This is a genomic window from Steroidobacter agaridevorans, assembly GCF_009932555.1.
In the GTDB taxonomy this organism is placed as follows: domain Bacteria; phylum Pseudomonadota; class Gammaproteobacteria; order Steroidobacterales; family Steroidobacteraceae; genus Steroidobacter; species Steroidobacter agaridevorans.
The window spans coordinates 146,787-158,293 of record NZ_BLJO01000010.1 but is presented as its reverse complement, the minus strand read 5'-3'; the positions used below and the strand labels follow the sequence as shown (position 1 = coordinate 158,293).

Annotated in this window: 12 protein-coding genes; 2 read left to right on the top strand and 10 right to left on the bottom strand. The window is 62.9% G+C overall.

Translation table 11 applies throughout. The features are described from left to right. Positions 1-30: 30 nt before the first annotated feature. From GYH35_RS30700 to rarD, 10 genes are all read right to left on the bottom strand, one after another. A complete protein-coding gene (locus GYH35_RS30700) occupies positions 31-459 on the bottom strand; it encodes a hotdog fold thioesterase (protein ID WP_161810075.1) in 429 nt (142 codons plus the stop codon). Positions 460-484: 25 nt separating this feature from the next. Beyond that, on the bottom strand, positions 485-1,672 hold the full coding sequence (argH, locus tag GYH35_RS30695) for an argininosuccinate lyase (protein ID WP_161810074.1): 1,188 nt from the start codon (positions 1,670-1,672) through the stop codon (positions 485-487). A 2-nt stretch (positions 1,673-1,674) separates the two neighbouring features. Further along, a complete protein-coding gene (argB, locus tag GYH35_RS30690) occupies positions 1,675-2,595 on the bottom strand; it encodes an acetylglutamate kinase (protein ID WP_161810073.1) in 921 nt (306 codons plus the stop codon). Positions 2,596-2,652: 57 nt separating this feature from the next. Further along, positions 2,653-3,651 (bottom strand): N-acetylornithine carbamoyltransferase, encoded by a 999-nt coding sequence (locus GYH35_RS30685; RefSeq protein ID WP_161810072.1) that lies wholly within the window; start codon positions 3,649-3,651, stop codon positions 2,653-2,655. A gap of 37 nt (positions 3,652-3,688) precedes the next feature. Next, entirely contained in the window at positions 3,689-4,858 is a 1,170-nt protein-coding gene (locus GYH35_RS30680) for an aspartate aminotransferase family protein (protein ID WP_161810071.1), read from the bottom strand. A gap of 23 nt (positions 4,859-4,881) precedes the next feature. Next, positions 4,882-5,946, bottom strand: a complete 1,065-nt coding sequence (argC, locus tag GYH35_RS30675) for an N-acetyl-gamma-glutamyl-phosphate reductase (RefSeq protein ID WP_161830397.1) — start codon at positions 5,944-5,946, stop codon at positions 4,882-4,884. Then, the gene (locus GYH35_RS30670) at positions 5,943-7,025 is read right to left on the bottom strand and encodes a hypothetical protein (RefSeq protein WP_161810069.1); all 1,083 of its coding nucleotides are present in this window, start codon (positions 7,023-7,025) and stop codon (positions 5,943-5,945) included. Before GYH35_RS30670 ends, argC begins: the two co-directional genes overlap by 4 nt. A 40-nt stretch (positions 7,026-7,065) precedes the next feature. Beyond that, entirely contained in the window at positions 7,066-8,337 is a 1,272-nt protein-coding gene (gene argG, locus GYH35_RS30665; protein WP_161810068.1) for an argininosuccinate synthase, read from the bottom strand. 66 nt (positions 8,338-8,403) lie between these two features. Then, positions 8,404-8,859 carry an arginine repressor gene (locus tag GYH35_RS30660; protein WP_161810067.1) on the bottom strand — a complete coding sequence of 152 codons (456 nt, stop codon included), beginning with the start codon at positions 8,857-8,859 and terminating at the stop codon, positions 8,404-8,406. Positions 8,860-8,967: 108 nt separating this feature from the next. Beyond that, positions 8,968-9,891, bottom strand: a complete 924-nt coding sequence (gene rarD / locus GYH35_RS30655) for an EamA family transporter RarD (RefSeq protein ID WP_161810066.1) — start codon at positions 9,889-9,891, stop codon at positions 8,968-8,970. Between the two features lie 128 nt (positions 9,892-10,019). Between rarD and GYH35_RS30650 the strand changes: the two genes are divergently transcribed. Both GYH35_RS30650 and GYH35_RS30645 read left to right on the top strand, forming a co-directional pair. Next, positions 10,020-10,631 carry an NUDIX hydrolase gene (locus tag GYH35_RS30650; RefSeq protein ID WP_161810065.1) on the top strand — a complete coding sequence of 204 codons (612 nt, stop codon included), beginning with the start codon at positions 10,020-10,022 and terminating at the stop codon, positions 10,629-10,631. Positions 10,632-10,634: 3 nt separating this feature from the next. After that, entirely contained in the window at positions 10,635-11,507 is an 873-nt protein-coding gene (locus GYH35_RS30645; RefSeq protein WP_161810064.1) for an alpha/beta fold hydrolase, read from the top strand.

Here is an 11,507-nt window from a genome sequence, read left to right as displayed (position 1 = left end):
CGCATTATAAATGACCCTCCCCGGCCGGGGTCAGTTCTTGGGCTCGATCTCGATCACCGCCATCGTGAGGCGCGAAATGCACACCAACTTGTCGCGTTCGTCGACGATACGAATGTCCCAGACATGACTGCGACGGCCGAGATGAATCGGGCGCGCGGTGCCGATGACGAACCCGCTGGAGACGCCGCGGATGTGGTTGGCGTTGATCTCCTGACCGAGACACCGATATTTGTCCGGATCGGTCGTCAGCATGGCCGCGTAGCTGCCGAGCGTTTCGGCTAAAGCAACCGATGCGCCGCCGTGCAGGATGCCATGGGGCTGATGGGTGCGATCTTCCACGGGCATGCGACCCCGGAGAAAGTCCGGGCCGAGCTCGGTGAATTCGATGCCCAAATGTTTCGCCATGCCGATGTGAGCGGTGAGATCGGCGAGCTTGTAGGGCTTGAACCAGATGGACATGACTGCTGGGCTCCGAGGTCGAAGGCTACGTTTTACGCAGCTTGTCCCCGATGCGTCTATAAGCTTCGCGGAAAGAGATTCCTTCCTTGACCACCAGTTCGTTGGCCTCCGCGGCCGCGTGGATCGACGGATCGAGCCGGATGCGATCCTTGCGGAAGGTCACGCCGGCCAGCGCCGACGGCAGAATTCCCAGCGTGTCCAGGCATAGATCGATGCCACGGAACAAAGGCACTTTGATCAACTGCAGGTCGCGCTGATATCCCGACGGCAGCTTGGCGACGATGCCCATCACTTCGAGCAAACAGGCCTGCGCGCTGGCGCTGCGGCCGCGGATCAGCTCGAACACGTCTGGATTGCGCTTCTGCGGCATGATCGACGAGCCGGTCGTGAACGCATCCGGCAGCGCGACGAACGAGAACTCCTGCGTGTAGAACAGCATCAGGTCGGACGCGAGACGCGCCACGTCCTGCATGACCATTGAGATCTCGAACAACAGCTGCGCTTCAGCCTTGCCACGCGACAGCTGCACCGATGTCACGGGTTGTTGAACTGACGCGAACGCCAGCTTCTTCGCGGTCGCTTCACGATCGATCGACAGATTCGGCGAGCCATAGCCTGCAGCGGAGCCGAGCGGGCTCTTCTGCAAACGACGATGCACCTGTTGCAAGCCCTCGGCGTCGTCGCGCAACTCCGCAGCGAAGCCGCCGGCCCACAACTTCACGGAGCTGGGCATCGCTTGCTGCATGTGAGTGTAGCCAGGCAACGCAACGTCACCTTCGCGTGCCGCCAACTCATCGAGCGCCTGGACCGCGCCTTCGACGCGTTGTTTCAATTCATCGACGGCGTCGCGCAGATAGAGACGCAGCGCTGTGAGCACTTGATCGTTACGCGAGCGACCGAGATGGACGCGCTTGCCGGCCTCGCCAATGCGTTCCGTCAGCAAGCTTTCCAGCGCAGTCTGACCGTCTTCATGCTCGAGCGACACTTGCCACTTGCCGGCCGCGTGCTCGGCGGCGATTTCGCTCAGGCCGCGACGGATCGCTTCCAGATCCGCTGCCGGCAGGAAACCTTGGGCATTGAGCATCTCGGCGTGCGCGATCGAAGCGCGCACGTCGTATTCGACCAGACGATTGTCGAGCGCGTGATCCTCGCCGGCCGTGTATCGCAATACACGCTCGTCGAGGGGGGCGCCTTTGTCCCAGAGCCGACTCATGGTTAAGCGTGCTGCTCGGCCGCGCTCAGCGCGCTGACGTTTTCGACCACCAGCGTGCCGGTGCCTTCGTTCGTGAAGACTTCGGCGAGGATGCTGTCCGGGGTCTTGTAGGAAGTGATGTGCACGCGACGCACGCCGCCGCGAATCGCTTCTTCGATGGCCTTGGCCTTCGGCAGCATGCCGTCTTTCAGGCTGCCCTGATCCTTGAGCTTCTTCAGGCCCGCCAGATCGGTGTACGAAATGATGGAGCGCGGATCTTCCAGCGACTCGAGAATGCCGGGCGCGCCAGTGACGAGCATCAGCTTCTCCGCCTTCAGCGCGGCGCCAATGCCGGCCGCGACCGTGTCGGCGTTGATGTTCAGCAGCGTGCCTTTGTCATCGGCCGACACCGGGCTCACGACCGGCATCAAGCCGTCCTCGAGCAACTGCTGCAGCACCTTCGCGTCGATCAAATCGATGTCGCCGACCAAACCGTAATCGACGGTCTGACCTTCGACCTGCACCGGCGGTCGCTTGTGCGCGCGGACCAAGCCCGCGTCGACGCCACTGACGCCAACCGCGGCGATATCCAGTTCGCGACAGATGCCGAGAATCTGGGTGTTCACCAGGCCATTGAGCACCATGCTCGTAACTTCCATGGACTTCTCGTCGGTAACGCGACGGCCCGCGACCATGCGCGGCGTGATGCCCAAGGATTCCTGGATCTGCGACAGCTGCGGACCGCCGCCATGCACGAGCACGACGCGGATGCCGACCTGATGCAGGATCGCGACTTGTTCGATCAGCGTGCGGGTGGACTCGATGTCGCCGAACACACCGCCGCTGGCCTTGATGACGAACACCTTGCCCTTGTACATGCGGATGTACGGTGCGGCGCTGCGCAGAGCGCGAACGGCAACGGAGGGATCAGAGCGAAGCACCACGGCAATATTCCTTAGAAATGACGAATGACAATGAATGATGACTGGTCGGGATACCGATCAGCCCCGGAGCAGCCGGTACAGGACGGCCATCTGCACGACCATGCGGTTGAACGCTTCACGGATGACCACGCTGCGCGGTCCGTCCAGAACTTCGTCGGCCACCGCGACATTACGCCGAACTGGCAGGCAATGCATGAAATGACAGCCGGGATCCGCCGCCCGGAACCAGCTCTCCTTCACACACCAGTCGCTGAGGTACTCGCGCAGGCGCTTGTCGGCCTCGTCGTCGCCGTAGTGCTGGGGCGAACCCCACTCTTTGGCGTAGATCACGTGCGCGCCATCGAGCGCTTCGGCGCGATTGTCCGTCTCACGTACGGAACCGCCCGACGCCTTCGCGGCCTGTCGTGCTTTTTCCATGATGGGCTCGGGCAACGCGAACCCTTCCGGACGCAACACGACGACGTCCATGCCGCGCATCGCGGCCATGTGAACTGTCGATGACGGCACGGCCAGCGGCAGCGCGCGAGGATGATTCGCCCAGCTCAGCACGAACTTGCCGCGCTCGGGCACGCGCAACTCATCCATCGTGTGCCAGTCGGCCAGCGCCTGGCAGGGGTGTCCCATCGCCGACTCCATGTTCACGAGCGGCTTGTCACAAAGGTCCGCCATCATGCGGAAGCCGGTCTCGGCCAGATCGGCGGCGAGGTTGCGGCCTTCGGCAAACATGCGAATGCCGATAGCGTCGCAGTACGAAGCGAGCACCGGCACCGCTTCACGCACGTGCTCGGCGGCGGCGCCATTCATGATCGCGCCCGAGCGCGTTTCCATCTGCCACGTGCCCTGGCCCGGTGTGATGACGACGGCGGTGCCGCCGAGACGCATCATCGCGCTTTGGAACGAAGCCAGCGTACGCAGCGACGGATTCAAGAACAGCAGGCCGAGCACTTTGCCGGCAAGCGCTTGCGGCTGCGGTGTCTGCTGCAGGCGAGCGGCGAGACCCAGCAGGTCCTTCACTTGCTCGCGCGGAAAATCGCCCAGGTCGAGAAAACGATTCATGGTTATTGCTCGCTGAGTTTGCGACTCATGCGCTGAGTCATTTCGGCAGTCGGGCGAGCGCCTTGCGCAGCAGCTCGACGTGCTCACTTTCCAAGACGAAGGGGGCCAGGATACGCAGGATATTCGGATCGGCGCTGGTGCCGGTGAGGATGTCCAGCTTCAACAGCTCCGCCTGCACGTCCTTGGCGGGGCGCGAGGTGCGCAGGCCCAGCAACAAGCCGGCGCCTTGCGAGCCGACGACCGGACCGACCATGCAGGTCTCGCGAATTTCCGCCGAGCGCTGCTGGACGTTCTTCAGCAAGCCTTCCGATTCGATGATGTCGACGACGGTTTCGACGATGGCGCAGGCCATCGGGCCGCCGCCGAACGTCGTGCCCAGCGAGTCCATCTTCAAATAAGGCGCGACATGATCCGCCACCAGCATCGCCGACACGGGGAAGCCGCCACCGAGCGCCTTCGCGGTCGTGATGATGTCCGGCGTCACTTCATACATGTTGGCCGCGAACGGATGGCCCGTGCGTCCGAAACCGCATTGGACCTCGTCGAAGATCAGCACGGAACCGTTCTCGCTGCAGCGGAAGCGCAGCGCCTGCAGGAATTCCTTCGGCATATCGACGGCACCGGCAACGCCTTGCACCGGCTCGACGATGACGGCGGCCGTTTGATCGTTGATCAGCGCGCTCAGCTCGGCCGCGGTGGTCGTCGGCTTGATGAACTTCACTTCGAACGGGGTGTTCGGGAAGCCGTACCACTTCTTGTCCGCGCCCCAGGTCACTGCGCCGGCAGCGGCGGTGCGACCATGGAAGCTGCCCTCGACCGCGATCACCTGTGTGCCGCCGGTCATTTTGCAGGCGAGCTTCAGCGCGTTCTCGTTCGCTTCCGCGCCCGAGTTCACGAAGAACACGGTGTCGAGCCCGAGCCCGCAGAACTTCGCGAGCCGGGTCGCTGCGCGACGGCGAACGTCGAGCGCGACGGCATTGCTCTGGAAACAAAGTGACTTCGCCTGCTCGGTCAGCGCCTCGACCCAGCGCGGATGACCGTAGCCCAGCGCCGCCACGGCGTGACCGCCATAGAGGTCCAGCACTTTGCCGCCGTCGGGCTTGTGCAAGAACACGCCGCGCGCGTCCGTGATCTGCAACGGAAACTGCGCGTAGACGGGCGCCAGATGATCGGCGGGGGCGTTCGAACTCGTGGTAGCTGCGCTCAAGTTGTTTGCACTCTTCTAAGCAATCAGGTCCAACCGGCGGCCGGCGTCGTCAGGCCGGTCGTTTCGTCCAGGTCGAACACTCGATTCAACCATTGCATCGCGCCGCCGGCTGCGCCCTTCACCAGGTTGTCGATGGCGCACATCACGGCGACGGATTCCCCATTGGCAGCCGCGCTCAGGAACGCGTAGTTGCTGGCCGCGACGTCTTTTACATGAGGCATCTCGCCGACGACACGAACGAAAGTCCTGCCGGCGTAGAAACCTTTCAGCGCCTCGAGCAGCTCGGGCGTTTTGATCGGCTTCAGCGCCTTCGCCTGCACCGTGACATGAATGCCACGCGCGAACGGGCCGGAGTGCGGAACGAAGCTGAACTCCGCCTTCACCTGTGACGCCACTTGCGCGAGCGCTGCGATCTCCGGCGTATGCCGATGCGACAGCGGATTGTACGCGTACAGATCGCTGTGCCGCTGCGGATGATGCGTGCCTGCGCTCGGCGTGCGGCCCGAGCCGGTGCTGCCCGTGATGCCGGCAGCAAACAAACGCGGCTCGACCAGGCCCAGCGACAACAACGGCACGCTCGACAGCAACACCGCGGTCGCGAAGCAACCCGGATGCGCCACATGCGGTGTCGTGATCTTGTCCAGGTGCTCCGGCACTGCGCAGCTGAACTGCGCGATGCGATTCGGCGCGCCGTGAGCATGCTTGTACACCGCTTCATAGGCGCTGGCCGTGCTGTAGCGATAGTCGGCCGAAATGTCGATGACGCGCGGCTTCGTGCCTTTTGCTTCGGCAGCCGTGAGAACGTCATCGATGAGCTTCGCCGCCACGCCATGAGGCGCGGCGGAGATGATGGCCGACGTCGGCAGCGTGCCGACCAGCTGCTTCACCTCATCCAGGCTGGAGAACTTCAGCTCGGGATAGATCGGCGCCAGATGCGCAAAGAACTTCGCCACCGGCTCGCCGGGCTGGCTGTCCGAAAGAATGGCTTTCAGTTGCAGGCGCGGATGACCGGCAATGAGGCGCAGCAGCTCGCCCGACACGTAGCCGGTGCCGCCGAGGACAATGACAGGAATCTTTGCGTCGCTCATTCTTCGATCACTTCCGCCTTGGTCTTCGGAGTCAGCTTCAACGAATCGATCACGCAGTCGCCCAGCGCCGCGCCGTCGGTGATGGCGTTGAAGGCCGGCACGCCGAACTTGTCCTTGATGATGTTCACGCCGACCGCGTTGTCCGTCGCCGGACCCGTGACGACCGACGGCTCGATGCCGAACTGCTCGCGCAGCAGCTTCACGCCGCCCCACGCAGCGACCGGATCGTTCGCCGACAACACCACCGAGGTGAGCGCGTTACGAATATCCGGCGACGACAGAATCGCTTCGACGCCGTACGCGCCGAGGATGCCGTCGCCGAGCTCGAACACGATCACATCCGGCTCGCCTTGCGACATTTCCGTCAGCAGCGCGCGCGTGATTGCCGGGCCCGTCTTCGCAGTGGTCGTGACGACGCCCAGATCGGTGAAGATCATGCTCTTGCGGGCGCCGGCGTCTTCCATCGCCAGAATGTCACGGCGCAGAGAAACACCGGTGGCCTTGAATGCATGCACGTTCAAGCCACGGTGCCGCATGCGAGCGACGATGGCGCACGCCGCTGCCGTCTTGCCCGCTTCCATACAAGTGCCCGCGAGCGCCACGACCGGCACATTCCGCGTGTTCACAGCGACGTTGTAGTCGAGACGTTTGTAGCCGACCCGCGCCGGCACGCCGATGCGCTCGCCCAGATACGGGAACTGCAGCACCACGCCTATGACCTTGGCGTTGAACGGCTGGCCCTTTTCCGGGTTCACCGACTCGACCACGCCCAGCACGCCGCCGATGTTCAGCACCTGGATGATGTCGCCTTCCTTCACCGAGGTCGGCAAATGACCCGAGTAACCGAACAGCGCCTGACGATGGCCGAGCGCGCCGACGATGATGTCGCCCTTGGCGGCCTTGGCCATGCGGCCGCTGGTCAGCTCCAGGGTGTTGTATGTCGACTTGTTGTTGAGGATCTCGACAACCAGCACCACGCCTTCCTCGCAAGGAATGTTGTCCGTGGCGACACGCAACTCATGCCCCAGGTTCAGTGCCTGGGTGATGGACGCGATCTTGTCGACGACTACTGTCTTCATGGCTGTGTTCGATTCACCTGTTCAGAAGTTAAGAAACAACTCACTTGTTCTGGGCCGGTCCAGCGCTTCCCTGCGCCCCCGGCATTCGGGCGTCCTGCCCAGCACCGGCACGCGTCCAGAACATGCCGGGCAGGCCGACCATCTTCGAGAAGCCCAGGGCATCGGCTGCTGTCCACTCACCAGCCGCTTCACCATAGACGCCCTTGGAGGCGGCCATGATGGAGTAGGGCGAAGTCACTCCGGCGACAAACGCGTTGCCCGGGTGGTACTGCACCTTCACTTCACCGGTGACCCGCGCCTGCGAATTCACGAACAGCGCTTCCATGTCGCGGCACACCGGATCCAGATGCTGGCCTTCGTGCACCAGATCGCCGTACGGACCGGACAACATTTCCTTCACGCGCTGCTGACGGCCGGTCATTACCAGTTTCTCCAGCTCGCGATGCGCAGTAATCAGTACTTCGGCAGCGGGCGCCTCGAACGCAACGCGGCCCTTGGTGCCTATGATCGTGTCACCCAGGTGAATGCCCCGGCCGACGCCGAACTTCGCGCCGATCGTTTCGACCTTCTCGATCACGCTCACCGGATCGAGCTTCACGCCGTCGAGGCTGGCGGGAATGCCCTTCTCGAAGCCGATGGTGTGCACTTCCGGCGCCTGCGGATTCGAGTACGCATCCTTCGACAGCACCCACGCATGATCCGGAATGCTGCCATCCGACGTGAGCGTCTCTTTACCACCGATCGTCACGCCCCACAGGCCGCGATTCACCGAATAGGCGGCGCCGTACGGCGGGATGGTGAGATTCCGATCCTGCAGATACTTCAACTGATCGGGACGCTTGAACGCCTGGTCGCGCACCGGCGCGAGAATGGTCAGCTCGGGCGCGAGCGTACGCAGCGCGACTTCGAAGCGCACTTGATCGTTGCCGGCGGCGGTGCAGCCGTGAGCGATCACTTTCGTGCCCAGCTTTTTCGCGTATTCGGCGATGGTCTGCGCCTGCATGACGCGCTCGGCGCCGACGCACAGCGGATACATCTGGCCGCGCTTCACGTTGCCCATGATCAGGTACTTGATCACCTGCTCGAAGTAATCCTTCTTCGCCTCGACCAGGATGTGATCCTTCGCGCCGAGCGCACGCGCACGCTGATCCAGCACCTTCGCCGCTTCGGCGTCGATACCGCCGGTATCGACGGTCACGGTGATGATCGGACGCTTGTAGTTCTCGGACAGCCACGGCACCAGGAATGACGTGTCCAGGCCGCCGGAGAAGGCCAGCAGAATCGGTTCGTTGCCAGGAGGAAGTGTGCTCATGCTTGTTTCCGTATCAAAACAAATAGCTGGTCTGCCATAGAGGTTCGCGCGAGGCGGCTGTGCCGCTCAGATGCCGAAGATGCCGCGAAGGCGCTCGCGCAGCTTCTTCTGATCCTTCGGCTCGTCGGTCGCGATGAAGATCGTGTCGTCGCCCGAGATGGTGCCGACCACCTCGGCCCAGTCCGAGCTGTCGATGGCGACCGCCACGCTTTGCGCCGTGCCGGTCATGGTCTTGAGGACGGTCAGCGACGTGCCGGCGGTCTTGATCTCGAGCACGAACCTGGCGACGGCGGCGAACGGGTTGTTGGTCGCGGCGGCATCCTGCGCGGGCAGGATGTAGCGGTCGCCGGCCTTGGCGACGCCGAGCTCGCGCAAGTCGCGGCTGACGCTCGACTGAGTGGCGTCAAATCCTTGTTTGTGAAGGATTTTCACCAATTCGTCCTGATTGCGCACGGTCGACTCTCCGATGATTCGGAGAATCGCGGCCCGGCGCGCGACGGATTGGTGAATCTCAGCAGCCATGTCGGTGTGGACGCCCTCGGTAGCGGCACGGGCGCCCAGACGCACCTGTGCATAAAAAGGCGCGCATCATGCATAATTATGCAGAGGCCGTCAATAACGGATTTTGCGTCAGGTCCGACGGCGGGAGGCGAGCACTCCGTCGAGGGCGAAAACGGCGAGCGCCGTCCAGATCATCGAGAAACCGACCACGCGCGGTCCGCTGAACGATTCCCCAAATACCAGCACCGCGCACGCCAGCTGCAGACTGGGCGCGATGTATTGCAAAAGTCCGATGGTGAACAAGGGAATGCGCCGCGCACCCACGGCGAACAAGACCAGCGGAACGGCGGTCAGCGGTCCACCCAACAATAAAAGAAGAGTGGTCTCGAACGAGTTCTGGCTCATCGCGCCGCTGCCCGAGAGCTCACACCACATCACAAATCCCGCCGCGAACGGCAGCAACAACAGCGTTTCGCCGGTGAAGCCCGGCAGCGCTTCGACGTTGGCGGTTTTTCGCACCAGGCCATACAGGCCGAAGCTCAGCGCCAGCGCGATCGACACATACGGCGGCCGACCCGCAGCCCAGGTGAGATAGAGCACACCGGCCGCGGCGATCGCCACGGACAGCCATTGCATACGATTGAGCCGCTCGCGAAAACAAACGACGCCGAGCGCCACGTTGAGCAGCGGCCCGATGAAATAACCGAGGCTGATTTCCACGACGTGGGCGGTAGCGATGCCCCACATGAAAATCGACCAGTTGATCGCGATGAACGTCGCCGAGGCGCACAGCCGCAGGCGAACTTGCGGATTCGACAGCGCGCTCCATGTCTGGTGCGTGTCGCCACGCGCCGCCAGCCAGCCGAAACCGACCAGGCAGCCCCACAACATGCGATGCGCGGTGATTTGCAGGACCGGGATCGTCGCCAACAGTTTCATGTACAGCGGCATCAGCCCCCAGATCAGGAAGGCGGAGATGGCGGCGGAGAGGCCGCGGCCATCGATGCGTTGAGCCGCGGACGTGGCGGAGGCCACGTGAGAGGAATCGTTCATGGACAGGGAACAGTCTGCTGGGCGGCAATCATAGTGCAGTACGCAGGGGCATGTCGGTCTTTCTGAAGTTGCATGCATCGCGCCGGCGCGAGAAGCTTCGGGTCTCTTTGCTAAATTCTCTGTTAACTATGTCAGTGCTCGACCTCTCGCGCCGCTTGCTGGCGCTGTCACAAACCGGTCTGCATTTCTCACAGGAAGAATACGACAGAGAGCGATATCGCGAGATGGCGCAGATAGCCGGCGAACTGCTAGCACTCGAGTCGGCAATGACGCCGGACAAGGTGCGCGCCCTGTGGATGGTCGAAGACGGCTATTCGACGCCGAAGGTCGACGTGCGCGGCGCGGTGTTTCGCGGCGAGCAGGTATTGATGGTGAAAGAGCGCGTCGATGGCAAGTGGACTTTGCCCGGCGGCTGGGCGGACGTGAACGACACGCCGTCGCACGCCGTGGAAAAAGAGATCGAACAGGAGTCGGGTTTCACCGCGCGGGCCGTCAAGCTGGCGGCGATCTTCGACCGTAACAAACACAATCATCCGAAGTTTCTGTACCACGTCTGGAAGATGTTCTTCGTCTGCGAAATCACCGGCGGCGATTTCCGGACCAGCTACGAAACTACCGACGTGAAGTTTTTTCCGGTCGCCGAGCTGCCGGAGCTATCGACCGGGCGCGTCACGGCGGCGCAGATCCAGTGCGCCTACAAGCATCATCTGGATCGCGCGCTGCCCACCGAGTTCGATTGAGCGATGAGCGACGCTCCGGTCCTGGATTTTTTACCGCCTGAATGGTTCACACGAGCGCTCGCTGCGCCGTGCGAGTCCCGCTATGTGGATGCCGGCGGCACGGCGATTCATTATTTGATCTGGAACGAGCACGAGACGCACAAGCCCGGCCTCGTGCTCGCACACGGCTTTCGCGCGCACGCTCGCTGGTGGAGTTTCATTGCGCCGTTCTTTATGGAGCGCTTCCGCGTCGTCGCATTCGATTTCTCCGGGATGGGCGACAGCGGCAACCGCGATCAATACACGGAAGAGAACTACACGCGCGACTTGCTGGCAGCGATCGATGCGGCCGGATTCGATCGGCCTGTGGTCGTCGGTCATAGCTTCGGTGGCGGGCGAGTACTGCAAGCTTGCGCGGAGCACCCCGAACGGGTGGGCCGCGCGATCATCGTCGATTCACACCTGCAGCTGCACGATGGCGAGCCGCGGATCCGCAGTTCGGAGTTGCGGCCGAAGAAAATCTATCCGACGTATGAAGCGGCTCGCGCCCGCTTTCGGCTCATTCCAGCGGACAATCGGGCGGCGCCGTACATCATCAACTACATCGCCGAACATTCGATCAAACGGGTCGACGACGGCTACACCTGGAAGTTCGACGACACGCAGCCGCGCCTCGTCATCCATCACAACGTGTCGAGCATGTTGAAGCGCATCGTGACGCCGGTGTCGTATGTCTATGGCGATCACAGCATCATCGTGCCTCACGAGCATGCGGCGGAAATCGTCGCTCACATTCCCAATTGCCGCGGGCCGATCGCGATTCCCGAGTCGCATCATCACGTCATGCTGGATCAGCCGCTGTCGTTGGTGGCGACGCTGCGGGCGCTGCTGTATTGA